The sequence below is a fragment of the Priestia sp. JSM ZJ58 genome, from assembly GCF_044383985.1.
Classification (GTDB): domain Bacteria; phylum Bacillota; class Bacilli; order Bacillales; family Bacillaceae_H; genus Priestia; species Priestia zanthoxyli.
The window spans coordinates 2,147,732-2,171,856 of record NZ_JBISEM010000001.1 but is presented as its reverse complement, the minus strand read 5'-3'; the positions used below and the strand labels follow the sequence as shown (position 1 = coordinate 2,171,856).

The 24,125-nt window shown below is 38.2% G+C and carries 33 protein-coding genes and 1 pseudogene; 14 read left to right on the top strand and 20 right to left on the bottom strand.

Translation table 11 applies throughout. From position 1 onward, the window contains the following. The first annotated feature begins 2 nt into the window (after window positions 1–2). The 3 genes from ACH6EI_RS11580 to ku all read left to right on the top strand — a co-directional run bounded on the left by ACH6EI_RS11580 (window position 3) and on the right by ku (window position 1,720). Window positions 3–143 (top strand): small acid-soluble spore protein P, encoded by a 141-nt coding sequence (locus tag ACH6EI_RS11580; protein WP_013057256.1) that lies wholly within the window; start codon window positions 3–5, stop codon window positions 141–143. Between the two features lie 152 nt (window positions 144–295). Next, window positions 296–736 carry an Hsp20/alpha crystallin family protein gene (locus ACH6EI_RS11575; RefSeq protein ID WP_034266496.1) on the top strand — a complete coding sequence of 147 codons (441 nt, stop codon included), beginning with the start codon at window positions 296–298 and terminating at the stop codon, window positions 734–736. Window positions 737–886: 150 nt separating this feature from the next. After that, a complete protein-coding gene (gene ku, locus ACH6EI_RS11570) occupies window positions 887–1,720 on the top strand; it encodes a non-homologous end joining protein Ku (protein WP_028413156.1) in 834 nt (277 codons plus the stop codon). A gap of 22 nt (window positions 1,721–1,742) precedes the next feature. Here ku and ACH6EI_RS11565 read toward each other — a convergent pair whose 3' ends face one another. From ACH6EI_RS11565 to ACH6EI_RS11525, 9 genes are all read right to left on the bottom strand, one after another. Then, window positions 1,743–2,141 (bottom strand): hypothetical protein, encoded by a 399-nt coding sequence (locus tag ACH6EI_RS11565; protein WP_014459877.1) that lies wholly within the window; start codon window positions 2,139–2,141, stop codon window positions 1,743–1,745. Between the two features lie 186 nt (window positions 2,142–2,327). Then, the gene (locus tag ACH6EI_RS11560) at window positions 2,328–4,040 is read right to left on the bottom strand and encodes a DUF2357 domain-containing protein (protein ID WP_108674745.1); all 1,713 of its coding nucleotides are present in this window, start codon (window positions 4,038–4,040) and stop codon (window positions 2,328–2,330) included. Continuing rightward, the gene (locus ACH6EI_RS11555; protein WP_047750865.1) at window positions 3,994–5,628 is read right to left on the bottom strand and encodes an MrcB family domain-containing protein; all 1,635 of its coding nucleotides are present in this window, start codon (window positions 5,626–5,628) and stop codon (window positions 3,994–3,996) included. Before ACH6EI_RS11555 ends, ACH6EI_RS11560 begins: the two co-directional genes overlap by 47 nt. A gap of 430 nt (window positions 5,629–6,058) precedes the next feature. Next, on the bottom strand, window positions 6,059–6,511 hold the full coding sequence (locus ACH6EI_RS11550; RefSeq protein ID WP_372454456.1) for a hypothetical protein: 453 nt from the start codon (window positions 6,509–6,511) through the stop codon (window positions 6,059–6,061). 71 nt (window positions 6,512–6,582) lie between these two features. Further along, window positions 6,583–7,062, bottom strand: a complete 480-nt coding sequence (locus tag ACH6EI_RS11545; protein WP_063247888.1) for a (2Fe-2S)-binding protein — start codon at window positions 7,060–7,062, stop codon at window positions 6,583–6,585. Between the two features lies 1 nt (window position 7,063). Further along, window positions 7,064–7,897 carry an FAD binding domain-containing protein gene (locus tag ACH6EI_RS11540; RefSeq protein WP_098999388.1) on the bottom strand — a complete coding sequence of 278 codons (834 nt, stop codon included), beginning with the start codon at window positions 7,895–7,897 and terminating at the stop codon, window positions 7,064–7,066. Continuing rightward, window positions 7,884–10,214, bottom strand: a complete 2,331-nt coding sequence (locus ACH6EI_RS11535; protein ID WP_098999389.1) for a xanthine dehydrogenase family protein molybdopterin-binding subunit — start codon at window positions 10,212–10,214, stop codon at window positions 7,884–7,886. The genes ACH6EI_RS11540 and ACH6EI_RS11535 overlap by 14 nt, the downstream gene beginning before the upstream one ends. An 18-nt stretch (window positions 10,215–10,232) precedes the next feature. Beyond that, the gene (locus tag ACH6EI_RS11530; protein ID WP_098999390.1) at window positions 10,233–10,877 is read right to left on the bottom strand and encodes an NTP transferase domain-containing protein; all 645 of its coding nucleotides are present in this window, start codon (window positions 10,875–10,877) and stop codon (window positions 10,233–10,235) included. Between the two features lie 2 nt (window positions 10,878–10,879). Then, window positions 10,880–11,884, bottom strand: a complete 1,005-nt coding sequence (locus tag ACH6EI_RS11525) for an XdhC family protein (protein WP_098999391.1) — start codon at window positions 11,882–11,884, stop codon at window positions 10,880–10,882. 184 nt (window positions 11,885–12,068) lie between these two features. Here ACH6EI_RS11525 and ACH6EI_RS11520 point away from each other — a divergent pair, with 184 nt between their 5' ends. After that, complete coding sequence (locus ACH6EI_RS11520; RefSeq protein ID WP_098999392.1) at window positions 12,069–12,299, top strand: hypothetical protein; 231 nt, start codon at window positions 12,069–12,071, stop codon at window positions 12,297–12,299. Window positions 12,300–12,311: 12 nt separating this feature from the next. Further along, window positions 12,312–12,545 (top strand): hypothetical protein, encoded by a 234-nt coding sequence (locus ACH6EI_RS11515; RefSeq protein ID WP_013057270.1) that lies wholly within the window; start codon window positions 12,312–12,314, stop codon window positions 12,543–12,545. 125 nt (window positions 12,546–12,670) lie between these two features. Here the strand turns inward: ACH6EI_RS11515 and ACH6EI_RS11510 are convergent, their stop codons facing one another. Further along, on the bottom strand, window positions 12,671–12,910 hold the full coding sequence (locus ACH6EI_RS11510) for a hypothetical protein (protein WP_033579134.1): 240 nt from the start codon (window positions 12,908–12,910) through the stop codon (window positions 12,671–12,673). Window positions 12,911–12,980: 70 nt separating this feature from the next. On the opposite strand from ACH6EI_RS11510, the gene ACH6EI_RS11505 reads away from it, so the two are divergent. From ACH6EI_RS11505 to ACH6EI_RS11485, 5 genes are all read left to right on the top strand, one after another. Beyond that, window positions 12,981–13,454, top strand: a complete 474-nt coding sequence (locus ACH6EI_RS11505) for an Hsp20/alpha crystallin family protein (protein ID WP_033579135.1) — start codon at window positions 12,981–12,983, stop codon at window positions 13,452–13,454. A gap of 147 nt (window positions 13,455–13,601) precedes the next feature. Then, entirely contained in the window at window positions 13,602–14,498 is an 897-nt protein-coding gene (locus tag ACH6EI_RS11500; protein WP_048019223.1) for a dynamitin family protein, read from the top strand. Between the two features lie 92 nt (window positions 14,499–14,590). Next, the gene (locus ACH6EI_RS11495) at window positions 14,591–14,722 is read left to right on the top strand and encodes a hypothetical protein (RefSeq protein WP_013057274.1); all 132 of its coding nucleotides are present in this window, start codon (window positions 14,591–14,593) and stop codon (window positions 14,720–14,722) included. An 82-nt stretch (window positions 14,723–14,804) separates the two neighbouring features. Next, window positions 14,805–15,359, top strand: a complete 555-nt coding sequence (locus ACH6EI_RS11490) for a PadR family transcriptional regulator (protein ID WP_034266508.1) — start codon at window positions 14,805–14,807, stop codon at window positions 15,357–15,359. Then, entirely contained in the window at window positions 15,356–15,826 is a 471-nt protein-coding gene (locus tag ACH6EI_RS11485) for a DUF4188 domain-containing protein (RefSeq protein WP_034266510.1), read from the top strand. The genes ACH6EI_RS11490 and ACH6EI_RS11485 overlap by 4 nt, the downstream gene beginning before the upstream one ends. Here ACH6EI_RS11485 and ACH6EI_RS11480 read toward each other — a convergent pair. From ACH6EI_RS11480 to ACH6EI_RS11465, 4 genes are all read right to left on the bottom strand, one after another. Beyond that, a complete protein-coding gene (locus tag ACH6EI_RS11480) occupies window positions 15,823–16,023 on the bottom strand; it encodes a hypothetical protein (protein WP_108674747.1) in 201 nt (66 codons plus the stop codon). The genes ACH6EI_RS11485 and ACH6EI_RS11480 overlap by 4 nt on opposite strands. A 142-nt stretch (window positions 16,024–16,165) precedes the next feature. After that, window positions 16,166–16,861, bottom strand: a complete 696-nt coding sequence (locus tag ACH6EI_RS11475; protein ID WP_034269246.1) for a class I SAM-dependent methyltransferase — start codon at window positions 16,859–16,861, stop codon at window positions 16,166–16,168. 67 nt (window positions 16,862–16,928) lie between these two features. Continuing rightward, complete coding sequence (locus ACH6EI_RS11470; RefSeq protein WP_047750859.1) at window positions 16,929–17,270, bottom strand: DUF3147 family protein; 342 nt, start codon at window positions 17,268–17,270, stop codon at window positions 16,929–16,931. After that, the gene (locus ACH6EI_RS11465; RefSeq protein WP_098113042.1) at window positions 17,263–17,670 is read right to left on the bottom strand and encodes a MarR family winged helix-turn-helix transcriptional regulator; all 408 of its coding nucleotides are present in this window, start codon (window positions 17,668–17,670) and stop codon (window positions 17,263–17,265) included. Before ACH6EI_RS11465 ends, ACH6EI_RS11470 begins: the two co-directional genes overlap by 8 nt. 170 nt (window positions 17,671–17,840) lie before the next feature. Here ACH6EI_RS11465 and pssA point away from each other — a divergent pair, with 170 nt between their 5' ends. Then, window positions 17,841–18,332 (top strand): CDP-diacylglycerol--serine O-phosphatidyltransferase, encoded by a 492-nt coding sequence (gene pssA, locus ACH6EI_RS11460; protein WP_176521421.1) that lies wholly within the window; start codon window positions 17,841–17,843, stop codon window positions 18,330–18,332. Window positions 18,333–18,364: 32 nt separating this feature from the next. On the opposite strand, the gene ACH6EI_RS11455 is transcribed toward pssA, so the two are convergent. Further along, window positions 18,365–18,592 (bottom strand): hypothetical protein, encoded by a 228-nt coding sequence (locus ACH6EI_RS11455; RefSeq protein WP_048019218.1) that lies wholly within the window; start codon window positions 18,590–18,592, stop codon window positions 18,365–18,367. A gap of 218 nt (window positions 18,593–18,810) precedes the next feature. Between ACH6EI_RS11455 and ACH6EI_RS11450 the strand changes: the two genes are divergently transcribed. The 3 genes from ACH6EI_RS11450 (at window position 18,811) to ACH6EI_RS11440 (ending at window position 21,140) form a co-directional block, all read left to right on the top strand. After that, window positions 18,811–19,569, top strand: coding sequence for a TrmB family transcriptional regulator (locus tag ACH6EI_RS11450; protein ID WP_048019217.1), 759 nt, complete (start codon window positions 18,811–18,813; stop codon window positions 19,567–19,569). Window positions 19,570–19,673: 104 nt separating this feature from the next. Then, window positions 19,674–20,843, top strand: coding sequence for an MFS transporter (locus tag ACH6EI_RS11445; RefSeq protein WP_048019216.1), 1,170 nt, complete (start codon window positions 19,674–19,676; stop codon window positions 20,841–20,843). 123 nt (window positions 20,844–20,966) lie between these two features. After that, the gene (locus tag ACH6EI_RS11440) at window positions 20,967–21,140 is read left to right on the top strand and encodes a hypothetical protein (protein ID WP_306460852.1); all 174 of its coding nucleotides are present in this window, start codon (window positions 20,967–20,969) and stop codon (window positions 21,138–21,140) included. A 48-nt stretch (window positions 21,141–21,188) separates the two neighbouring features. On the opposite strand, the pseudogene ACH6EI_RS11435 reads toward ACH6EI_RS11440, so the two are convergent. The 5 genes and pseudogenes from ACH6EI_RS11435 to ACH6EI_RS11415 form a co-directional block, all read right to left on the bottom strand. Then, a pseudogene (locus ACH6EI_RS11435) lies at window positions 21,189–21,649 on the bottom strand (2-thiouracil desulfurase family protein). Between the two features lie 83 nt (window positions 21,650–21,732). Beyond that, a complete protein-coding gene (locus ACH6EI_RS11430; RefSeq protein WP_098999393.1) occupies window positions 21,733–22,173 on the bottom strand; it encodes an Asp23/Gls24 family envelope stress response protein in 441 nt (146 codons plus the stop codon). 27 nt (window positions 22,174–22,200) lie between these two features. Then, window positions 22,201–22,410, bottom strand: coding sequence for a DUF2273 domain-containing protein (locus ACH6EI_RS11425; RefSeq protein WP_048019213.1), 210 nt, complete (start codon window positions 22,408–22,410; stop codon window positions 22,201–22,203). A 15-nt stretch (window positions 22,411–22,425) separates the two neighbouring features. Continuing rightward, a complete protein-coding gene (gene amaP, locus ACH6EI_RS11420) occupies window positions 22,426–22,968 on the bottom strand; it encodes an alkaline shock response membrane anchor protein AmaP (protein ID WP_033579150.1) in 543 nt (180 codons plus the stop codon). A gap of 146 nt (window positions 22,969–23,114) precedes the next feature. Next, window positions 23,115–23,945: a YihY/virulence factor BrkB family protein gene (locus tag ACH6EI_RS11415; protein ID WP_098113048.1), complete on the bottom strand. Its 831-nt coding sequence runs from the start codon at window positions 23,943–23,945 to the stop codon at window positions 23,115–23,117. Window positions 23,946–24,125 lie beyond the last annotated feature (180 nt).

Sequence of the window (24,125 nt, the reverse complement as noted above, 5' to 3'; positions counted from 1 at the left end):
CTATGAACAAAAACAGCAGCAAAGACATCAGAAGAAATGCGCCAAAAAGCAATTCTGGACAGCCCGAACCGCTAAGCGGATCTCATAAAGTAAAGAACCGTAAGCATTCTCGCCAAAAACACAATAGCGGACATGATATGTAAAACAGCGGCAAGCTCTCTACAGAGCTTGCTTTTTTATGCATAGAAAAGGCAGCTAGTACTTCAAGCTTATTCTTTGCACAGGAGTTCACTAAGTACATAAACGCGCATATGATAGTAAAGTGAAACAGTTTAAATAATGGAGGAACGTAGAAATGAAAAACAAGCGTCTGCCAGCAGACCAAATGTTTGTAAAAGGCTTTCAAGAGTTGTTAGAAGTCATGCTTTCAAATCCCTTTATGAGTTATTTAGATTATGATTCCGTTCGTATAGATTTATTTGAAACAGAACAATCATTTATTGTCGAAGCTGAATTATTAGGGTATCACCCTAAGGATATTATCGTTCAGATACAAGCTGACCACTTACAGCTCACAGCCAAAAAATACTGCCTTAGAGAATTTCATGATGAAAAGCAAGGAACGCTTGCAAGAGAACAAATGGAAGAAAGCGTTGAACGTACAATTGACTTTCCATTTTCATTGTTGAATAAAAAGATTACCGCTACATTTAGTAACGAAATCCTTGAAATTACGATTTCCAAACATGAGACAAATGAATCTAATCAGCCAATAGTTCCTATTGAGTTCCAATAAAGCTGCAGATGTTGTCTCTGCAGCTTTATTGGAACTCTTTAATTGTTTATTTAGCACATAGTTTTTTTAGAAAGTTTTCCTTTTCAAAACAATTGGATATCTCATTTGTTTTACGGCACACTACTAAAAAAGAGTAAAAGGAGAACATTTATGCTTCATACTGCTTGGAAAGGTAAAATCAGCTTTGGATTAATTGACATCCCTATTAAACTGCACGGAGCAATTGAAGAAAAAGATGTAAAGCTGCGCACACTGCACTCCGTTTGCCATACACCCATTCATCAAGAAAAACATTGCCAAACGTGTGGACGAGAAGTAGAATCCGATGAACTGGTTAAAGGATACGAAACCGCGACCGGTCAGTTTGTTGTACTTTCACAACAGGAAATTGATCGTGTCAAAGAGCCCTTTGCAGCAAACAAAGCTGTTGAATTGTTGCACTTTGTTTCGTTAGATGACATTGATCCCCTGTTTTTTGATAAGCCCTACTATATTTCTCCTGAAGAAACGAGCCTAAAAGCTTATTATACGTTATTAAATGCACTTGAAATAACGAATAAAGTCGGTATTGCCAATGTATTTTTATATTCCAAACAGCAAATCGCCATTATTCGTTCCGTGGGCGGCTCTCTCGTTCTTCACACGATGCATTTTGAAGAAGAACTTCGTTCAGTCACAGATGTGCCTAACTTATCTACTACTTCTTCTGTTAATGAAAGTGATACACAAGTGACGGTGGAATTAATTGATAAGCTATCTACTTCTTTTAATCCATCTATTTACAAAAACAACTACCGAGATGCCTTACAAAGCGTCATTCAACAAAAAATAAATCAAGGCGAAGTTACAAAAGTAAGCGGAAGCGAAGAACGAGATATTCGGCATTTAATGGAAATGTTAAAGGTGAGCATAGATCCTTCTACTTTACAGCCGACAAAATCAACAGCAGAGAAAAAAACGTCATCCTTAAAAAAGAAAGCATAAAAAAAGCTAACGAAGAAGTTCGTTAGCTTTCATTTGCAACAGAAGTCTTAGGAACAATAGCTCCATATGACGCCGGTATTTTTAAATATTGCGTTACTTGATCATTTTCCACAAAAACAATAAAGTTATCTTTTTTATCTTTTCCAATACCTTTTGCTTTTGCTTCAGACCAATTGAAGCCCAGCTTTTCATTTACCTCACTGCGGGTCGTTTCCGGTCCAAAAACATATACTTTATCCCATCTAAAATCACATAATTCATTAAAATCAAGGATGGAAGCTTCTTCTTTACTTTGATTTGTTTTTTTAATTTCATTAATTACGGTTTGCTGAAGTTGCGCTTGGTTGCGTTCGCTGTATACCCTGTCAATAAAAAAAGTTGCCAATAGCGCTACTAACGTGAATAGTAGAATCTTTTTCACTTCGTTGTCCTCCTGATACGTTCTCTGCACATGATACGACTTCTTTTCGATACGGTTTTATTCTCTACTATTCTAGAAAATTCAACAGGAAAATACAACTAAAATCTCGAAATGTCATCAAAACATAAAAAACTTAACACTATGTCAACGTATAAAAAAAGGCTTGTTCACGTTCTACCTATTTACCTAATCAGCGCTGAAAAGATTTGGTTCTTCCGTACAAATAGTTTTAATAAATTCTTCTACTAACCCTTCCTCTCCCGGCAAAAAAGGCAGCGCACCCACTCCAACACGTTCAATACTTTTATAAAAATGATGCTGCTTATAGCCTTCTGCTTTCCCTGGAAACAGCACAACCGCTGTTTGTACCGGTTTTATTCCATTTTCATCTACAATAGCGTCTCGGTAACGGTGCATGGTATTAATATCTTCTTCTCTAGGAGAGGGCGTATCGTGATTTGGTTTGATACGATACTTAGCGTCAAAAAGATATACACTTTTTTTCTCCCCTTGCTTTACTTCAAGCAGCAAGTCCGGCTTTTGGATAACAGTATGAGTATGATGGTATTCTTTTTGATACCATAGCGTTACTTCTGCTTTTCCCACCTGAAAACGATGGTAAGAGGCCTGCACCCTGACATTCAACCCTTGTTCTGTCGTTGTCATGATGTTTTGTTCTATTCGTTTGCCGTAAATTTGCAACTTCTTTAAAAGACTAACATACGTCCAGTATTCATAGAGAGTTGCGATATCTTTTAATGAAAGGTGGTAAAACTCTCCGTTAAGAGCCAACCCTCGCGTTAAGAACATAAAGTATCTGCTTGCTTCCCGGTAGCGGGGTGCCGTACGGAGTGTAGAAGGAAGAGTTGAAACTTGTATGGTCTTCACTCTTTGCCAGAACACATTGTTTAGCAGCCTTTTTAATTCGGTATGATTGGTTTCTAGAGCAGACACCGCTTCTTTTTTTACATATCTATCTTCTATCAACTTGTCAATTAGTGTAGTTAGCTTGTGATACAGCTGCGTCATCATCCATTTAACACTTTGATTTTCCAAATTATCATAGGTAGCTACATGTCTTGTGCCAATTGCTTTTGTGGGTACTACTTTTATATGCCGATTAATTTTAATTCCTCTGCTTGAAGATGCAAGATAGGTAGGGTGTGTTCGGACAAATGATATAGCCTGGCTATCTTGTTTTTTTATTTGATCTCCTCTCATGAGCTCATGTTCAAATTTTACCGATTGAAACGGCTGATTCTCAATCTGACGAACAGAATGAAGAAAGGGTTTCATATAGTGAGAGAGCACATGATAAAATTCCGTCCATGTTGCTTGTTTAGACCAAACCGATTTTGCTTCAATATACGTTTTACGGAGCATATCGTATGCCAAATCATGAATGTATCCGTTCACTTCATCAACCATGCGTACATAATCTGTCTTGTAGCTCATCTTTGATGGGAAAATTTCAAGAGTAAAAGACAGCTCTTTTTCTATTTCACTGTAGACATGAAACGTAGAATACCCTACCTCATTTTGAAAGCTTATATTTCCTGTTAAAATGTAGGGAAATCCTACGGTTTGAAAACTTTGTTCAACTGCTTTTGAGTCGTGATTAACAAACAGACTTGTTTCATTTTTTGAAACAACTGTAATTTGATAGGTTTCATTTTCAAAAAATAAAGGCTCAAGCGGCGGTTTGGAAGTCATCATGCCTTTTGTTTGATTTAGTACTTTTACATGTGTGATTCCTTTTCCCGTACAAGAAAAAAACATCACTTCTTCTGCAGATTTTATTTTTTTCTTATTCTTTCCTTTTATAACCACCGTACACGTATCGGTTTCAATTTCAACGTACGGTATTAATCCAAAATGACGTGTATCCGTATACTTCAAAACGTCTCATCATCTCCATTATTTTGCGTGCACTTTTAGGAAATCTCATCCCGTCTGCGTTGACAACAGCTGTCTCAAATTCATCATCGAGCAGCGTATTTGTACAGTAATAATAAAGATTTTTTAATAGGTCAAATGTGTAAGCATCACTTCCTGAAATACGAGGCAAAACTTTTTGCAATATCTGAAAATCAAACGCCTGATCAAATGTAAACACTCCGCTTTTCACTGCGTAAATTAGATAAAAGCATATTTCGTCGCGTACGCGGTAACCTATTTGTAAATCGACTTCTGTAAGCATCTCGTTGACGGTTAGCAGTTCATTTGTTACTTCGTGAATGAGCTCAGCATGTTCAACATACGCATCTTTTAAGTGAACGTATTGACTTTGAATTTGTACATTTTCAATACTGTGCCGAGGTGGATCTCTATCATCTAAAAAATCAAAAGAATCTAGCTGAATCTTATTCAGCTCAATCGTGTTGGTACGATCTAACAACTTTTGACTAAACCCATGAGTTGTTTCATCCATATTAATGGTACCGATAATGAGAAGGTTAGATGGCAAATAAATATCTCGGAACATCTTATGTCCAGGAAATAACGGAGCTGTTTTGATTTTCCCTTTTGACCAGCTTCTGCTTTCCATCACGCTTAAAATATCGCTAAAATAATGTTCAACTCGAGCTAAGTTCATTTCATCCAATATGGCAACATATGTGTAAGCTGGATGCTGAATGGCTTGCTGCATAATCGACAGAAACGATCCTCTGCGAAAATCTCCTCTTAAATCAATATACCCTAATAAATCTGAACTATCGTGCCAATCGGGCCGAACTGGAATAAGCACTTGTCTGCCATTTTCAATCGTGGCACCGATACTATCTGCTAAGAGCTGCGCAAGCTTTGTTTTTCCCGTCCCGCTCATTCCTGATAAAACAATAAAAGGCTTGGTCTTTAAAGCAAAGTAGGCGTTGGCTATATCTTGTCGTTCGTATGTAAATCCAGATTTCTTAATATACTCATGAATGTGGACGATGGCGTCTTTATCGCCAATCATCTCTTTGCTCATTCCGTATGTTTTTATATACTGTTCATGCATACTCAGCAGTAAATGCAAATCATCTTGAAGCTGATCATTGTTAGGTAAGTCTGCTATATTGTAAGGAAGGTAAAGAGCTACTCTATCCTCAAAGCTTTTCGCTTCCATGCTTGTACCAATGACAATATGATTATCTTTCAATACGCGGGCATGTTCAGGAGTAAAAAAACGAATGTCTTTCAGATCAGTTCCTTCCCCTGCATCTCCTTTCATCATGACTAAGTAAATGCGCTGACCGTCTTCACTGAATAAATATGCTACTATCACATCACTCTCTATATTCTTATTAGCAAGAGTCACGTAAGGAAATGTTTCAGCGTGGTGGCCCGATATACGCATTTCTTCTCGATTTATATGCTCCAATCGATAAAGAGAAATCGGAAGCCGGCGTGTAATCATATTTTCTACTTCGTGTTTTACAAGTACGTCTCCACCCATTTGTTTATAATGTTCCGCTACATAAAGCAGCCGGTCGCGCAAACTCATCGAATTCTCTCCTTTCTGCCTTCACTGCAGTTCGTAAAAATAAAAAGCATCGTCAGTTGACCACGCAAAAGTTTCGTTTCTTTTATTATAGACGCTTTCTTCGTATCGTAAGCTATTTTATAACGTTAGAAAACACTACATTATTCTTTTCTCTACTTATCTTTACGTATATATTTATGTTCATTTTAATGAAACATGACAGAAAAGAAAAGCGTTAGGGGCTTAATGAATGAAGAGGTAATGATACGAACAGAAAAATAGGCAGCTTCTGTACAAAGTGATACAATCGCCATTATGCTACATGATTATTTGATGTCTGATGCTTTTGGCTGAGTAAAGAAAAAAATAAAAATAATAAGCGGCAGCGCGATAAGAAAAATACTCGTCTCTGAAGGTCTTACTGTAGGTATATCCGTTAATGACATCTTAATCAGTCCTTTGTAAATTTTTCAACTAAGTCAGGATTTACATAAAAATGTTTTGATACGGTACGATGAAAAAACTGAGAGGATTGATTTAGTTCACTTAATGCAGGTTCTGTTTTAGGAACGCCAAAAATAGGTCCACTTACATTAATGGTAAACCTTCCAGAAGAAATAAAGGCGCCCGACACATTGATCTGGTTATTAAGCAGCAACGCCGCAAGAATCACATCAATCATATCAATAATGATATTAATTCCCGCATCTCCGTCCTTTCCTTCTATTCGGCTAGTTCCTGTAATAGGTCCCCCTACTGAAATACGAAAAGCTCCGGGTGTCACAAATACGCCTATAATTGTTATTTGGCCAGTTAATAATAATATAGCTGTTACTACATCCAGATTTCGTTGAATGGCAAAGATCAGTTCCCTTTCTTTGTCAAAGCCGCTTTTCCATTCCACATTCTCCACACCCTTAGCACATACTATTCTAAACACGTGTAAATGTTATTCTATTTTTTCTTTTTCCCGTCTCACTCCCGCTCCGAAAAGTGTAAAACAGATTTTACTGCGTCTTCAATTTCTTTATACCCTGTACATCTGCATATATTGGAAGCAAGCCACTCCTTTATAATATCGTCACTGCCTGAAGGATGGTGTTTGGAAAGCAAATGAGCATTCATGATAAAACCCGATGTGCAATAACCGCACTGAAAAGCAAAGTGTTCAATAAAAGCTTTTTGCATAGGTGAACTCTTCAGCCCTTCTATAGTCATTATTTCTTTCTCTTCTGTTTCTGCCGCTAACATGAGGCAAGATTTCATTGGCCGCTGATTTATCCCTACTGTACAAGCTCCGCAGTCCCCGTTTAAGCAGCCTGGTTTTGCTCCGGTAAGGCCCAGCTTTTCTCTTAATACGTAAAGCAACGTATCTGCTGTTCGGATATCAACCATTTTTTCTTCACCATTAACCTTTAGCTTAATTGTTATTCTATACCGTTCATCTTTTAGCATGTTACGTTCCCCCCAGCTCTGTGAAAATATCAAACAATAAATTTTTAATCACAAATTTGCGATAGCGATTCGACCCTTCCCCATCATTTAAAATTGGAGCCGGTATATAATCAAGAGCATTTTGAATTCGAGCTTCTAATGGCGTTTCTTTATGATTTAGCATTTCTTCTATTTCTGCTGAGCGAAAAGGAAACGAACAGACTCCGCTGAAAGCTACTCGAATGGCTCCTTCTATTTTTAACGCTGCTATTGTCACTAATGGATATCCTGTATCCCACTGCTGGCGTTCTTTTATACTCATATATGGCAGGGCAGCGTACTTCTTTTCAACAAACACCTGAACAAGAAGTTCTCCGTTTTCCAGCTGCAAACGCCGGTTAAAAAGGTCGTGAATCGAATAGATATTGGTTCCAGCCGGACCTGCCACTGCAAGTTGACTATCTGTTAAAAGCAGCGGCAATACCGCTTCTCGATAAAAAATATGCCCACAAATATTTCCTCCTAGCGTTATTTTATTTCGAGCCGTGTGATCAGCCACTTCGCTAGCAGACTTACTTAATAAAGGAAACAAATTTTTATCTTCCAGTTCAGTTAACGTTACTCCTGCACCAAAAATCATCCAATCTTCATTAGCTTCGGTTTGTTGAAATTCAGGTATATTTTTTATATCAATAACAGCATGGGTAACAAACAAACCCAATCTGCCTAATGTCAGAATTTCAGTGCCGCCAGCATAATACCGCGGCTGTTTGCCTTGATTCTCTAACTCTTGAAACAGGGCAACTGCTTCTGAAAAGGTAGCAGGTTTATAGTATTCAAAGTCAAACGAAATCATCAGCATTCCCTTCTTTCATTCTCCAAATCAATTCTGGAATAAGCGGAAGTTGGTTTAATTCTGTTTCTGCCGCCACCGTTAAGCTGTTTCCTAAAGAAGCCGGCATACCAAGCAGCCCGTGTTCTCCGACTCCTCTAGCTCCGTACGCCGCATCTAATTGAGGCGTATGAATAAAATCTACTACGTACTCCGGATGCTCTCCGTAGCGAAGAGGACGATATTTCCGAAGCTGAGGATTTAAAATACGGCCATTTGAATCAAACCAAAATGTTTCTCTGCCTGCAAACGATAGCCCCATACTCATCGCACCCATGACTTGCCCGCGTGCCATTTTCTCGTTTAGCACGGTTCCTATATCAATAACAGAGACAGCTTTTACAATACGATACCTATACGTTCTAGGATTATATTCCACTTCAACTCCTTCAGCTGCTACCGTCCATTCAGGCCCCGGACGCCCAGCTCCCGTTTCTTTATCCAAGTAGGTCATCCCTCTTAAAATATAGTTGCCTCTCCCTATAATTTGCCCTCCAATTGCATTTCCGTTCGGATATTTATAGCCATATACAATTTCTTTAAAGGCCAAGGATGTTTCAGGCTCATCCCGTAAAAAAACTTTTTCATTTTTTATTTCGATATCTTCCTCAGAAGCTCGAAATATACAAGAAGCTATCTTTTTTAATTGATTAATCACATCTTCAGCGGCTTCTAAAACCGCTCTTCCTGCCATAAAAGTGCCTCTGCTAGCCACCGTTTTCCAATGTTCAGGAGTCGTTTGAGTATCTACTTCCATTCGCACATGAATGCGTTCCACGCGCATCTGCAATTTTTCAGCCAGTATTTGCGCGAGCACGGTTTTCGTTCCCGTGCCTAATTCAATAACGCCAGACATTAAATTCACGCTTCCATCCGGATTGAATGTTAGAATAACACCGGAACCTGCGTTTGTTTCAATGGTAGAGGTTTTCCAGACGCAGCTAATCCCCTTAGCAGTAATAAGGCCGTTTTCATGCACCGTTCTCTGTCCTTCCTCCCATTTGATCAGCTGCTTCAAGCGACGGATACATTCTGGTAAGTTACCCACGCTGCTAGACGTTAAATGTACTTGCGTAGGCGTAGTATCGCCCGGCAAAATAGCATTTTTTTCTCTAAACTCCAAAGGATCTATACCTGCTTTTTTAGCAAGGATGTCCATCGTGCGCTCGAACGCAAATAATAGTTCTGAGTGGCTGAATCCTCGAAAAGGAGAAGCGTAAGGGTGATTTGTATATACACATAATGAATCACAAAAAATATGTTCAAGACGATAAGGTCCTGTACAGTCAGCTGCTGCAGCTTTACTCAGGTCCGTTCCTTTATCTGCATAAGCACCGCTGTCAAACAAATAAAGAATGTCAGCAGCCTGCAAGAGTCCCTCTTTAGAACAACCTAACTTGATTTTGGCATCTAGACCTATGTGAGCAGGCGAAGTGAGCATATCTTCTTCTCTTGTATTTAATATTTTAACCAGTCTTCCACCAACAGCTTTTGAAGCTATATAGGCAAGCAACTCCAGCTGGACAGCTGCTTTTCCTCCGTAGCCTCCTCCTACTAGCGGTGTTTCAACGATCACTTTTCCCGCTTCAATTTCAAAGTACTCACTGATTAATTTTTTCACCATAAAAGGAGCTTGAGAAGAAGTGATAATTTTAACTAATCCATTCGGAAGAATTTCAGCAGCGGCACTTCTTGTTTCCATTGCCGCGTGATCTGAAGGAGATAGAGAAAACGTTTCTTCAACTATTAACTCACTTTTTTGCCAACCTTCTTCCATATTGCCTTTTCGTATTTTGACTCTGTTTGCTACGTTGGTGCCGGGCTCTGGATACACCGTTTCATCATGCTTGTAGATGTGCATATGTTCATGCACTAAAGGAGAATCCGGCTCAATAGCGGCGCTAGGAGAATGAACGACAGGTAACGGCTCATATTGAATATGAACAGCACTCGCCGCACGCTCAGCGAGTGCAGGAGTCTCTGCTACTATAAGGACTACGGCTTCTCCGTGATACCGCACTTTTTCAAACGCAAGCGGTCGCCGGTCACGAACTCCCTCTCCGGTTAACGGCAAATGCTCACCCGTCACAACTGCATGAACACCGTGAGTAGCGATCGCTGCTTGAATGTCTATTGCTTGAATTCTTGCATGAGCGTAAGGACTGACTACTATTTTGGCGTGAAGGGAACCTTTAAAACTGTAATCATTCGTGTACCGAGCTGTTCCCGTCACTTTTTCTAACGCATCTTTTCGAATCACGCTTTTCCCAATAACATCCACTCTTTTCACCTCCGTCAATCAAACCCGTCTACATTTCTCTTTATATATCTTTTTAATGCGTTCATACGCTTGTTTTGTATCAACATCCATGAAAAGAGAAGCGTCGGTACATTCATAAGACATTCCATTTTCAGGTCCGTTTTGTCTTATGATTTTTCTTGCTCCTTGATCTCCTTGCAGCTTATCCAAGCTTGAAAACATTTGTTTTGAAAATAAAACCGGTGCTCTGGCAATTCCTTGATAAAAAGAAGAAATAAACGGAGCGGAGGAATGGTTCTCAAACAGAGAAACAAATGTATCTATCAGCACGATACTTATAAGAGGCTGATCTGCCAGCAGCACAATAATAGCATCAGCGCTTAATTCTTTTGCTTTTTTTAATCCGCATTTTAAAGACGCAGACTGACCTTTTAAGGCGCTACTACAAGAAGTATGACTCCACTTCTGCTGATATGCTTCTGAAAAAAGAATAGGGTCAATCCACTCAAGAGAATCTCCTTTCTTTGTGACTACTATCGTATGATTTACTTTTGAACAAACCGCTGTTCGTAAAGCTTTACTCCCTAAACATCCATTCCCTAAAGGCAGCAGCAGCTTATTGCTGCCCATCCTTTTACTAGCTCCCGCGGCAAGATAAACAGCAACAATATTTAACCCGGACATTTTCACCCCTTTTTTTCATCATACATTCGGAGGATTTCAATTAATTCAGCTACAATACTAACCGCAATTTCCTGCGGTCCTACCGCTCCTATAGAAAGTCCTACCGGGGAATGAATGCGTGAAGAAATATCAGTATTCAATAATCGAAGCGTTCGCTTTTTAGACCCTAAAACTCCTATATACTTCACAGGACTTGATTTTAATAGCGAGAGAATTTCTTGATCTCGATAAAAATTATGCGTCATAATCACAACAAAATCATCGCTTTGTATGGATAATTGTTTGTCTACTTCCTCCGGGAATCCAATCTGTATTTCCTCTGCTAGCGGAAAATGTTCCTTATTACATAAAGCCGGTCTCCAGTCGCATAAAGTAACAAAAAACCCCGTATTGGCAGCAAGTGATACTAAATATTTTGCATCAGCACCTGCTCCCCATATAATTAGACGAGGCTTCGGTTTATATAGATGAGCATATGTGAGCAGAGAGCAATTTGAAAGTTGAATACCGCTCTTTCTCCCATTCCAATCATCTGTTGCAAAAGATGATTCGTCGCTATTTGCACCAAATGTTTGGCCCGTCTTTTCTACATAAAAAGAGGTTGTTTGAATAAAGTCTTTTTCTAATTTTTTAATATGCAAAACAGGATTTCGGTTATCTAAATGGCGTTTTACCCGCAAAAGATCTTGCTTCATCTTCGCAGTTACAGGTTCTAGGAGAATATAGAGAATTCCATTGCAGCCTGCTCCTTGTCCCCACCCCGCATCACCTTCTTCTTTTAAATTGTACGTAACGGTTAATACGTGCTCAGTGTCGAACAACTCTTTTACTCGCTCAGCAAGATCTGCTTCTACACAATCAGCACTTAACATCCCAATGTTCTCCCCGTTTTCTTGAAACAGCATGGAGGTTCCTTCTTTTAAATAAGAGGATCCTTCTACATGAATAATCGTTGCCAACACGCTTTTTACTGTTGATTTTTCTACAGTATGTAAAATGTCGTGCATTTTTATTATTTCCTCCTTTTACTACTGATTTTTTAAAATCTTTTCACGTTTTGTGGAGAACTAAAATACGCTACAGTAGACTACTTCTACTCTCGGAATGAATCCATGTATTATTCATATTTTCAACGAAGCTACAATAAGCTTTTAAAGACTTAGAAGAACTGTCGTTTGAAAGGAGAATAGTATGCTATTTGACTCAACAAAAATCAACTTAGGAAAATTGAACGTTCGCAGTGCTGATCAAGCAAGCAGTATTTCTATTGGAAATACGTCACAAGTTACAAGGTATGTCACAGCAAAGAAAAATCAGGCCTTCGGACAGCAGCTCGCTGATCAATGTTTTTCAGCAGGATCTGCTTACAAAACTGTAGATAATGATTATGTGGATGCATTTGCAACAAAAAATGATAAATAAGGAGGAAACCATATGATTTTTTCACCTATGGTCATTAACTTACAAGCCTTCAAAGTGAACGTTCTGGATAATTCATCCGTTTTAAGCATAGGACCTAATCAGCAGCTTGACGTGTTCGTATCTTATAAACGTAATCAAGGACTAGGAGAATCAAACGGAGATTTTTCTCCAAACGTAACTCCGTTCTCATGGATTATAGATTCAGACGTAAACGATTCAAACTCAGTTAAAAACAGCGTAATTTAAGCTTCTACACCGCCTCTAACGAGCATGACTAGCAGCATACCTTCATCTATTCGTCTACTAGTATTCAACCTGATGCCTAATAAATATAACCTGCGTCTGAACTGGCTATATTTATTAGGCTCTTTCTATGAAATGGGTACTTTTTGAAAAGACGATGGGCTATCAATTTGATCACGATCATCAACACAGCTTCTCGTTCCTATAAACCCGCTATCATCACCGAAATTTTGCCCAAACCCCTGTGTTTTTTTATCTGAATTATTCCAGTCTGCTAGTAAATTCTGTCCGATATTTACCGCAGACGCATTTTCAAAGGAATTTATCTTTAGCATTAAAATATTAATATTTATAGATGCACCTGACATTTAAACCACCCCCTTTTCAAACTATATTCAAATTCCATCTTTTTATGATGTGTGGTAAGGAGGAAACCATATGGACTTTGATAAACTTATGCAGTGGATGGAATTCGCTAAAAAATATCAAACAAACGACTTTTGGAACGGTGTTTTTGATCAAACTGCTTTTAACGAATTTATGAAAGAAAATATGGATATGACTGCTCAGGATTCGCATCACGCTCCTCAACCTCCTAGAAGTAATTTTCCACCTATCGACATTTATGTTACTCCTCACGAGATCATTGTTATCGCTGACCTGCCTGGTTATCTAAAAGAAAACTTGCACGTTTCTGTTTCAGGCAGCCGGCTTCTATTAAAAGGCTCGCCCCACCCTCTCATTACAGGGCAGCCTGTTGTACAAGAACGACCTTCTGGAGATTTCAACCGAATTATCGAATTGCCTGAGCCTACAGATGCGCATCATCTGCGTGCAAAATTTGAAAATGGACTGCTTATTCTTTCTTATCACAGGCAGTTTTTTCAAGAAGAGCGTATTCATATTGAATAAGGTTTAGTAGTTTTACGAATGAAATGTAATGCTGCACATAAGCATTTATAAATGCAAAAAATTTAATATTAACTCCCAAACTGAATCAATATGTATTTATCTAACTGTGATTACAGAGGAAATAAGCCCAAGATGAGGAGAAGCGAAATGTCTATGAAAGGATTTTTCAACCCCAAACAGACTAACCAACATCTTCAAACTGAGCTAGCGGACTTCAAACATCAAATCAAGCGTATTAACACGCTTGAAGTTCACATGAACCGTTTTTTAAAACTCGAACCGCAAATGGGTTCTCTCATAATGTTCAAAAAAAAGCTGGAGGCTCAGCCAGTGCTTTCCAACGATTCTTCATCTTCACAAAGAGATGCTCACAAAAACACTGAACAATCATATACAAAAGACATGCAAGAGACTGCTAGGCAGCTTCATTTTTTAAAAGAAAAAGTAGCGCAATTGGAACAAATCATCTCCACGCAAAACCCTCGCGATAAAAAGAAAGAAGCTGTGCCTTATCCGGATATAGCTAGCTTAGTAGAACAATCTGTAGAGAAACAAATGGCTCCTTATCTCGAAAAAATGACCGAACTAGATAACAGAGTTTCAGCATTAGAGCGAAGCATGTCGCTTTTAACTGAAGTACAGGTGGACATGCTAAAACGAACGTCTTCTCTTCAAGAAGAAGTAAGATTGATTCATCAAAAAGCGGCACTTTTAGAAAATGCTCCTCCGCCTATTCATATTGATAAATTTTTTCTTGATAAATACGAACAAAACAACAATATTGGCCAAGTGGGCATTAAGGAGCTCGGAGGTGCTTTAAACATCGGAGCTACATACGGAAGCGGAGCTATACCAAAGGACTTCACGGACCAAATCCAAAAAGATATGGAAGAGTTAAAAAACGCTAAATCAGATATTTCTTCTGGTAAACCGAAGCCTGCACAAGAGGATAAAGAGAATTCTTCTTCCGCTTTCGAAAAAGAAGAAGCGTATACAGAAGTTCCTATTTTTGATGAAGATGATCCAAAGGAAGAGTCAGTCTAAAAAAGTTATAAAATTATATTTAGTTATGACTAGAATTTTTGCAAGCTATTCTTTACACTATAGGTAATAACTTCAAAAAAGGAGATATGCTGATGCCAAAGCTTTTATGGAGAATAGGTGCTGTCATGTTGCTAATGTGTGGAGGCTTTATCTTTTTATTTATTGCTGCTTCGCAAATGATGGTTCAGCAATACAAACCTTTTTTTAGACGCGAGAGTGCATAATTCTCGCGTTTTTTCATTGAATAATATCCTGTTTATGGTAATATATATATATATATCAAAAAGATATAGGTGAGGAAAGTAAATGAAGGAAAATCAAACAACATATGCGATTTTAGGACTGCTTACCACTGAATGCAGAACTGGTTATGAAATTAAGCGGTTAATGGATCGAAGTTTAAATCATTTTTGGAAAATTAGCTATGGTCAAATTTATCCCACTTTACAAAAGCTTGTGAATGAAGAACTAGCAACGGTAAATTCCGTTGCTCAAACTGATAAACCGGATAAAAAAGTGTACGCAATAACAACTAAAGGAAAAGAAGTTCTGCAAGATTGGCTGCGTGAACCTATTAAGCAGCTCCCCTCAGAACGAAATGAACTTTTGTTAAAACTATTTTTTAGTAGTCACCAAGAAAAGCAGCTCACAATTTCGCAGTTAAAAAACGCTCAGCAGAAACTAACTGAACGCTATCACATGTATTGCGGAATCGAAGACAGCATTTCTAAAAGCCCTTCTCCTGACAGAACGTATTGGCTTATTACCCTAGACTACGGTAAACGAACAACTCGTGCTTCGATGGAATGGTGCAAAGATACGATTAATAAATTATATGATGAGGAGGCGCAGAATTTATGATTCATTCCAATCGTGTAATGGCTAAGCCCGGTCAGGATCTGGTCGTCTTTGTTATAGGAATGCGTATTAATAAATGGACAGCCGTACACAGATGGCTCCCTGTATTTAAAGCAATGCCTCCTATGATTCGAGAGTTGTATGCAAACAAAAATCTTGGCTTTTTATCTTTGCAAGGATCGTTTAATTTAAGAACCATTACGCTGATTCAATATTGGGAGTCAGTTGATCAATTGACCTCCTATGCCAAAGGTCCTCAGCACTTAAAAGCTTGGAATTCTTTTTATAAACAGGCTTCAAAAACGAATGCAGTTGGCATTTATCATGAAACGTACGTTATTCCTGCAGGAAATTATGAATCAGTATATGTGAATATGCCTTCGTTCGGCTTAGCTAAAGCGCTTGGATGTGAAACCATAACGAAGCATACTCAAACTGCTAAAAAACGTTTGAATGTTAAAAGAGGTTAAGACATGACGAAATGAATCCAATCTAAAGACGAACAAATGGGATACATGAGCTGAACCGCTTGTGACGCCGCAGTTGATTTCCATGCAAGGCTTCGCTTTCCGGGGGCGGCCGGTGAGCCTCCTCGTCGCTTCCGCTCCTGCGGGGTCTCACCTGTTCCGCTTTTCCCGCAGGAGTCTTCGCCTTGCCCTCCAATCAACTGCTAAAAGGAATGGCGCAGATGAAACATACGTTCACCCTAACAAAAGAAAAAAAACGAACCCTTGATTAACATGTTTGATCAAGGGTTCGTTTTTCACTTGGGCTAAAATACTTTTTCCTCAGCTTCTTCATTACATTTGTTATACATATATTTTCAGCATTTGATTGGCACCTTTTTGAAATTCATACGGGACATCTGCTATTTCTGTTCCTTTTACTAGAGGCGCAATCTCTTCTAAAAGCTGCGGCAAATAGGTAGAAATCTTGCCGCTCAGGTCCGTTAAAGGAAACAAGCGCACTTCCTCTTTTGTAACGCGTATCAGTTCTTTTAAAGCCTCTAAATGAAACGTATAATCTAACCGGTCGCTGTACATAAATAAAAAGTTTGCACAAAGCGTTAAATCAAACTCGTTCTTTTGAAACGGCAAATTAGGAAGGGCTCCGTACTGATAGGCTTCCGGGTTCTTTTTCATATGAGCAATACAATCTTTTAATGCTCTTTTTCGATGTTCCGTTAAATCATCAATAGACGAAAAATACGTCCACACATATTGCTCCTGTACGTGCTGCATTTGATTCATCGTATGAATTAAATCTAAGCTTCCCTTCTTTTCAAGCTCTTCTGCCGTAAATTTATAGGCAATATCACAGCTAGTAGCCTTCGTACCTTGCTGCAAGGCATGAGCAGTAAAAGAACAGGCTCCGCTAGCACAATCTAACACTTTTTTTCCTTTTAAACGCTTGTCATTCAAATTAAACATAGCTCTATACTCTTCAAACGTTCTGCCGATAAAAACAACTCGGTCAATTCCTAACTTTTTCTCTGCTAAACTCAACTCTACTCAGCTCCTATCTTTTACTTAGACCTTTATTTTACAGAAAATTGGATTAAATTCCAATAGTTTATGTGGTAATTAGGTTAATCACCATCTTTTGAAGCACTAAAAACAAGGCCCAACACATAACTCCTATGGATAAACTCACAAACAAATGAAGGGAGTTTTTTACACAAATATAGACGACAGCAAGTAATAAAATAGTGCCTGGGAGTCCATAAAGAACGCCAAGTGTAAACTGACTGACCACTTCCTTTTTTTCTCCTTGCACTGACAACCATATAATACTTAGTAAGCTCACAATTGGAAGAGCAGCCACGATTCCACCGTATGCCGGAAATCTTTTGGCCATTTCTGTTACCCCTGCAATAATAAGAGCCGACATTAAAATTTTGATGATACTATACATGTTCTGCACGCTCGCTCAATAACTGAAAAGCCTGTTGAATCAGCTGTTTTTCAGATGCTGTCATTTCGCGTAAAATAGCTGATACTTTTTCTTCATCCAAGCTTGAATTCCGTTTTAAGATGTCTTTTCCTGCTTCTGTTAAATGCAGAATTACTTTTCTTTCATCCTGTATATCTCTATTTTTATACACATATCCTTTCTCGATGCTTCTCTTTACATGTTCAGATGCCGTATTATGTGAAATAGTTAAATAATCTGCGATTTCTCTTATTCCAACCGAAGATGATTTGTCGATATGCTGCAAAAGACGTATGGTTTGGTGCGTAATTTTCTCTTGATGCGTATAGTGCAAATGATAATAAATAGACGTCCAATAGCCGTTTAACTCCTCTACTTTCATGATCATGCTCCTTTATATCGTATTTTTAGTTATTATCGTATTATACGATATATATTACAGAAACGACAGCCAGTTTTCAATACTACCTTCTTTTTATCTTGCATCTCACATAATAATACGATTTAACAGTTACACTAATCGTACACACTGTGAAAGGCGGTTGTATGACATTGATGCTTCGACTGTTAAAATGGGTTCCGAATCTCTTTACGATTGGAAATTTGCTAAGCGGCGTATTTTCCATAGCCTTTAATATGAACAGCTACGAACGCTTAGCTGCTCTTTTTATTTTTTTAGCCGCTTTTTTCGATTTATTTGACGGAAAAATTGCCAGAAAGCTAAAAGTTAACAGTGAGTTTGGTGTAGAGCTAGATTCTTTGGCTGATATTATAAGCTTTGGCGTAGCGCCTGCAATGCTATTTCATACTCTTTCTCCCCACTCTTGGCTAACCGTACTCGCTTTTATGATTTATCCAAGCATGGGTGCATTAAGGTTAGCTAAATTTAGCGCAAATCCAACTGTAGGTTACTTTATAGGACTGCCTATTCCTTTTCCAGCTCTAATTATCGCACTGCTCGGCATGTTTTATTATGTGAATCCTTATCTTATGATTATTTTAGCCATTTTGATGGTGAGTCCTATCCGGATCATGAAAATTTAGATGCCATAAAAGACAGACAAAATGCCTGTCTTTTATAGCGCTGTCCATTCCTCACACAGCATTTTATGCTTAAATCTCAGCTCATGTTCTCTTTTTTCAAGCTGAGCTTGTAAAGAAAGCCACTCCTTATTATCAGGTGCTGAGCATAATTTTTCTTCAAGAGACAGTAAGGAATCCAGTACGTCTTCAAGCTGAGCAGCAACTTCTCTTTGCTGTTTCATGTTCATTTTTTTCAACAGTAGTTTTTCATTTTTCTTCATTTTTTTCACCTCTTTCTTTTCTTTACCCGATGATGAGTGTTTTAGTATGAAAAGCACGTGATTAAAAATAGTTTTATTGTAGTAAAGACCCTTTAATAGCCTATTTTTTATCTTTGTTGATTATTTAGAACATAGTTTAATAAGATATAGTTACAATTAGTAATACTTTTACAAACCGTGATATACTAAAAAAAAGAAAGGATGATGAATAGAGAATTATGCTGCAAAAATTTGGTTTTTCTCAGTATGAAAGTCAAGTATATGAAGCGCTGCTTGCGAATGAAGGTCCGCTGGATGCTAGTTCGATTGTCACGTATTCGCATGTTCCAAAAGCAAAGATTTATGAAGTACTTAATCGTTTAATTGATAAAGGCATTGTAGTAAATACATTGTCCGGGAAAAAGAAACTTTATTCAGCGGTAGCCCTTCAAACCGTCATTCAAAAACTTACTGCTGATTTTGAAAATGACATTAATGAATTAAAAACATATAAAATTAAAAGAACGTTTACAGATGATCATGTTTGGAGTTTAAAAGATAAATCCTCTATTTCTGCTCACATTGAACAATTGATTCACGAAGCGGAATCTTCTATTATTTTATCGGCTTGGAATGATGAGTTGGAACATTACCGCTCATTGCTAGAAGAAAAAGAGAAACAAGGCGTAAACGTCGAGGTCTTAACCATAGGAAACTTGCAGACTGCCCTCAAACATTTACATACATTAAATCCAATAGATGATCATAAAAACCTTGAGCCGTCGCAGTTGATTATTGTTGACGATGCTTACCTTTTATTTGCGGGCATTGAACATGAGACATGGAAAGCAATAAAAACCATGTCGCAGCCGCTTGTAAAAGTTTTTGCTGATTTCTTTTACCATGACGTTGCACTTACCCATATTACAAAGAAATATCAAGAGCAGCTTCTTCAGGATTCTGAGATCATGGAGCTGCTTACTCGACTGCGATATTAAAAAGGTTACTAATGAATTAGTAACCTTTTTAATATTACCTATTGAAATCCACTCTAAAAAAGGTTACTATTCTAGTTGTAACTTTTTAAAGAGGGGGTTTTTTGATGAATAAAAAAGTTTACATACTTGCGATTGCTTCTTTTGTTGTTGGAACAGTCGAATTAATTCTAGGAGGCATCTTAGACTTAATTGCCGATGCATTTCATGTATCACTAGCAAAAGCAGGTTATTTAATCTCTATTTATTCGTTTGTTTATGCCTTGTCTGCGCCGATTTTACTAAATGTGACGGCTAAGATAGAGCGTAAAAAAGTTTATATGTGGACATTATTTATTTTCTTATTGAGCAATGTATTTTCAGCCTACAGTTCGGGCTATTATATGCTATTAATCGGGCGTATCCTCGCTGCTGCGAGCGGCTCTTTTATTATTGTCCTATCTACCACAATGGCCTCTAGAATGGTAAAGCCTGAATATCAAGGCAGAGCAATTGGCGTTGTGTTTATGGGAATCAGCGGCTCACTTGTTTTGGGTATTCCTCTTGGTATTTTGATTGGAAATGCGCTTGGCTGGCGTCAAGTATTTGTTATGATTGCAATCTTAACTGCTATTATTATGATTACCGTTTGGTTTACAATGGAGCGTCTAGCTCCCGCTCCAATTGTACCGTTAAAGACTCAGATAAAAGCTTTACGCAATAAAAAAATGCTTGCTATTCACCTAGCAACATTGTTTGTACTGGCGGGCCATTTAACGCTTTATGCGTACTTCACGCCATTTTTACAAGAAACGCTAGGATTAAATACAACGATGGTAACCATTATTTATGGTATTTTCGGTCTTGCTGCAGTGGCAGGAGGAGGACTTGGAGGAGCTGTTTCTGATAGATGGAACCCTTCTTCGTCTGTTATCACCATGATTGCTCTCTTTTTTGTTAGCATGATTGCTATGCCGTTTGGCGTTCATTTGCCATTCGTTGTGTTCTTGCTTCTTATGATTATTTGGAGTGCGCTCAGCTGGGCGGTCTCACCGGCTCAAAGCAATTTAATTATTCATAGTGCACGCGACACGTCGGACATTTTAATCAGCACCAATGCAGCGATTTCACACGTAGGAATTGCGATCGGCTCCTATGTCGGAGGAATTGTCGTTAATCAATACTCTGTTATTTATAACGGCTGGGTCGGGTCTATTTTTGTATTGCTTGGTCTTTGCTTCTCTCTTTATGCGGTAACACGAACAGAAAGCACAGCAGATACGCTTCACAGTAAATAAGCTTTTACAAAAAGAGATTGGATAAAAATAATTTCATAAAAGTGAAACACGAACTATCTATCAAAAATGGATAAATAGTTCGTGTTTTTTTATAATCATGGTGAACGCAGGTACTTATAGCTGTTGGTTGGAGGACAAGGTGAAGACTCCTGCGGGAACAGCGAAACAGATGAGACCCCGCAGGAGCGAAGCGACGAGGAGGCTCATCGGCCGCCCGCGGAAAGCGAAGCCTTGCACGGAAATCAACAGCGGTCGAGCAAGCAGTCCAGATCATGCATCCAAATTGTTTGTCTTTGAGTTGGATTCATTTCGTTCTGTCCCATCCTCTTGTCATTGTGATTGCTCTTAATACATTTTAGCTGCAAATTGAGATTCGGATATAACGATAAAACCATGCTTTCTTAACAACGCAGTCGTTACCCCTTCACCGGCTATTTTAACACCTAGAAATGCTCCGTTATATATATATGTTCACTTCCGCATGAAGGACTGTTTTCTTTTAGTACAATAGCAGTAGCTTTTATTTCTTTTGCGATGTTCAGTGCCTTATAGGCCCCGTCTATGTATATATCTGTCACGTCTTTTCCCGATCGTTCAATAACTCGCGCATTTCCGTTTATTACGTCTATTCCCGTTCCTTTTATAATTTCTGCCGGTTCTCTAGGCGTGTGAAATCCACCTAACAGTTCCGGACATATCATCACCGCTTCTTTATTTTTAACGAGCGCTTCCATTTCCTTAACTAAGGCACTACTTCCATTATATCTGCAAGCTTGACCTGCTAAGCAAGAACTAACCAATATCACAGAATTCTCCCTCCCATAAAAAAACACTTCTCATTCATCATACAAAGAATATATGACGAATGGAAGTGTTTACCTTTTATATTTTATTCAAGATCACGCTTTGACTCCTGCTCTTTGTCTCGATCCGTTTTCGCTTCAAATTCAGATCGAGTCATTACGTCCTCTACATGCATATTTACTTCTACTACCTCTAATCCCGTCATATCGTGAACTGATTTTTTCACGTTATGAACAGTTTCAGAGAAAATGGATGGAACATTTTTTCCGTATTCGACAATTACTTTTAAATCAAGGGCCACTTGCTTTTCTCCTACTTCAGCGTTAATCCCTTTTGTGATATCTTCCGTGCTGCGGAAGCGATCTGTTAACCCGCTCATAAATCCGCCGCTCATTGATAAAATCCCTTTAATTTCGTTAGCTGCAATTCCAGCAATTTTTTTAATGACTTGATCTTCAAATGTTAATGTATTTTGATTTGTATTTTCCTGAGATTTTACTGCTGTATTTGTTTCATTAACTGCCATAACGAACATCTCCCTTAAAGTGATTTTCTATCTTCCTTTAGTAAAAAATCCTACCCAATTATTTAAGTCTAAATGACCATCTCGCCACTTCCCGATTACATAACCAATTCCCATAAAAGCTACAATTAGCAGCGTGGGGCCAAAACCAATTGTTAATAGTAAAATTGCCAACACTAAACCTGCCAAAATACCAAGTACTCGGCCACGGTATGGAATCAATTTATCTGGAGTACCCATTATGTCCCTCCTTCATCACACAACACGCTCTTTCTTTCGCGTTTGTGTATCTGTTAAATCGATGCGGACGGAGTGAACGGGAAGCTCAAGTAAAGCCTCTACGGCACGTTTCGTTTCAAGCTGCATCTCTTTTCCTAGTGTTGGTAGTCCATCTCGTCCAAACAGCGAACAGTTAATATATAGACTAACTCTTTCTTTACGAGAATGAATAGATGCTTGGACTTCAGGAGAGCGTATTCCCTGAAAGCCTCTAATTGCTCGCAAAGCTGTAGATTCAATCGTGGCTTTAGAAATGGTTATTTTGCCTTCGCCTGTTACAATTGCTAAATTCTTTTTAGGCGGCCTGCTAAATATGCCTGTTAAAAGAAAAATAATAAAAATAACAGCTAAAAATGCGCTTATTGACAATATTGTGTAGTAAAACCACTCCTGATGCTGCCACTTTTCTACCCAGTTCGAAAGGTGAGGAACCTTATAAACCATCAGTGCTAACATACCGGAACAAATCAGTCCTGCAATTCCAATAACTGCGATTAAAAACCGATTAAAATTATTCAATTTTCCACCTCATCTCAACGTGAACTCCTACTGTTTTTTAGTTATGTGTATAGGAAAGGCAACGAGATATTCAATAGTTACCCGCGATATTTTTTTAATAAACCTTTTAACTGTAAAACTGAATATAAAAAAACGACTAGGTTTCCCTAGTCGTTTTCCACGTCTCTATACGTTGTCTTGTGAGCTTTGATGAACTTATTACCGTTTATTAAACCGCCAATTAATAAAATAGCGGCCGTTAAATAAAACCAGACCATTAAAATAATAATACTTCCAAGCTGACCATAGATTTGCGAGTAGCTTCCAAACTGGACATAGTATCCAAATCCGGTAGATACAACTTGCCATCCTAGTGTGGAGAAAACAGCTCCTGGAAGTACATCTTTCCACGTTACTCTTGCGCTTGGCATCAGTTTGTAAAAAAGAATAAAAAAGCCTAATAAAAATAATGTCCCAATTCCCCATCTAATTGTCGTCCAGCTTTGAAACCATATGTCAGGAACATGGACTTTTGTTAACACCAAATGTCGAATGACTTCTTCAATAATTGGCACAAACAATGAAATAGCTACCACAACCATAAAGCCAAAGGTCAAAATTAAATCATTGATTAAACCGCGCAAAAACGTTTGTTTTCTTTGAATATGATACGCATCATTTAACGAGCGAACCAAAGATTGTATAGCCATAGATGCGAGCCAAAAAGTTGCTAATAAACTAAAAGACAAAACTTTTTTCCCGCTATTGTTAACTGTTTCAATTGATCTTTCAATTACGTCGTAGGCGCTTTTAGGGGTAAATGGTTCAATAAAGACGAGCAAATTGTTTGTGTCAATTGGAAAGAAACTCAGCAGTGAAAAAAGAAAAATAATAAACGGTACAAAAGATAACAAAAAATAGTAGGCTGTTTGAGCAGCCTGATCAAAGAAACGCTCCGTAAAAAAACGAGCGGCAACGGTCTTGGATGTTTGAATCATACAGCGTTCTCCTTTACTTTCGCTTCACCGTGTAGTGAAATTCATATTCAATTTTTATGTTCAACATGTATTGGATAAGTTTTGGCTTATACAGCTTTCCTTTTCCATTATCCGCGGATAACAAAGAATTTAACCTGTAAAATCACACAGCCGGTTTGTAAAAGAAGATATTATTATCAT

Bases quoted from the DNA above. Each gene is read 5' to 3' on its own strand.
- ACH6EI_RS11580 (WP_013057256.1), top strand. From the start codon at position 3: ATGAACAAAAACAGCAGCAAAGACATCAGAAGAAATGCGCCAAAAAGC.
- ACH6EI_RS11575 (WP_034266496.1), top strand. From the start codon at position 296: ATGAAAAACAAGCGTCTGCCAGCAGACCAAATGTTTGTAAAAGGCTTT.
- ku (WP_028413156.1), top strand. From the start codon at position 887: ATGCTTCATACTGCTTGGAAAGGTAAAATCAGCTTTGGATTAATTGAC.
- ACH6EI_RS11555 (WP_047750865.1), bottom strand. From the start codon at position 5,628: ATGAGTTTGCGCGACCGGCTGCTTTATGTAGCGGAACATTATAAACAA.
- ACH6EI_RS11545 (WP_063247888.1), bottom strand. From the start codon at position 7,062: ATGCTAAAAGATGAACGGTATAGAATAACAATTAAGCTAAAGGTTAAT.
- ACH6EI_RS11540 (WP_098999388.1), bottom strand. From the start codon at position 7,897: ATGATTTCGTTTGACTTTGAATACTATAAACCTGCTACCTTTTCAGAA.
- ACH6EI_RS11530 (WP_098999390.1), bottom strand. From the start codon at position 10,877: ATGTCCGGGTTAAATATTGTTGCTGTTTATCTTGCCGCGGGAGCTAGT.
- ACH6EI_RS11525 (WP_098999391.1), bottom strand. From the start codon at position 11,884: ATGCACGACATTTTACATACTGTAGAAAAATCAACAGTAAAAAGCGTG.
- ACH6EI_RS11520 (WP_098999392.1), top strand. From the start codon at position 12,069: ATGCTATTTGACTCAACAAAAATCAACTTAGGAAAATTGAACGTTCGC.
- ACH6EI_RS11515 (WP_013057270.1), top strand. From the start codon at position 12,312: ATGATTTTTTCACCTATGGTCATTAACTTACAAGCCTTCAAAGTGAAC.
- ACH6EI_RS11510 (WP_033579134.1), bottom strand. From the start codon at position 12,910: ATGTCAGGTGCATCTATAAATATTAATATTTTAATGCTAAAGATAAAT.
- ACH6EI_RS11505 (WP_033579135.1), top strand. From the start codon at position 12,981: ATGGACTTTGATAAACTTATGCAGTGGATGGAATTCGCTAAAAAATAT.
- ACH6EI_RS11500 (WP_048019223.1), top strand. From the start codon at position 13,602: ATGTCTATGAAAGGATTTTTCAACCCCAAACAGACTAACCAACATCTT.
- ACH6EI_RS11495 (WP_013057274.1), top strand. From the start codon at position 14,591: ATGCCAAAGCTTTTATGGAGAATAGGTGCTGTCATGTTGCTAATGTGT.
- ACH6EI_RS11490 (WP_034266508.1), top strand. From the start codon at position 14,805: ATGAAGGAAAATCAAACAACATATGCGATTTTAGGACTGCTTACCACT.
- ACH6EI_RS11485 (WP_034266510.1), top strand. From the start codon at position 15,356: ATGATTCATTCCAATCGTGTAATGGCTAAGCCCGGTCAGGATCTGGTC.
- ACH6EI_RS11470 (WP_047750859.1), bottom strand. From the start codon at position 17,270: ATGTATAGTATCATCAAAATTTTAATGTCGGCTCTTATTATTGCAGGG.
- ACH6EI_RS11465 (WP_098113042.1), bottom strand. From the start codon at position 17,670: ATGAAAGTAGAGGAGTTAAACGGCTATTGGACGTCTATTTATTATCAT.
- ACH6EI_RS11455 (WP_048019218.1), bottom strand. From the start codon at position 18,592: ATGAAGAAAAATGAAAAACTACTGTTGAAAAAAATGAACATGAAACAG.
- ACH6EI_RS11450 (WP_048019217.1), top strand. From the start codon at position 18,811: ATGCTGCAAAAATTTGGTTTTTCTCAGTATGAAAGTCAAGTATATGAA.
- ACH6EI_RS11445 (WP_048019216.1), top strand. From the start codon at position 19,674: ATGAATAAAAAAGTTTACATACTTGCGATTGCTTCTTTTGTTGTTGGA.
- ACH6EI_RS11430 (WP_098999393.1), bottom strand. From the start codon at position 22,173: ATGGCAGTTAATGAAACAAATACAGCAGTAAAATCTCAGGAAAATACA.
- ACH6EI_RS11425 (WP_048019213.1), bottom strand. From the start codon at position 22,410: ATGGGTACTCCAGATAAATTGATTCCATACCGTGGCCGAGTACTTGGT.
- ACH6EI_RS11415 (WP_098113048.1), bottom strand. From the start codon at position 23,945: ATGATTCAAACATCCAAGACCGTTGCCGCTCGTTTTTTTACGGAGCGT.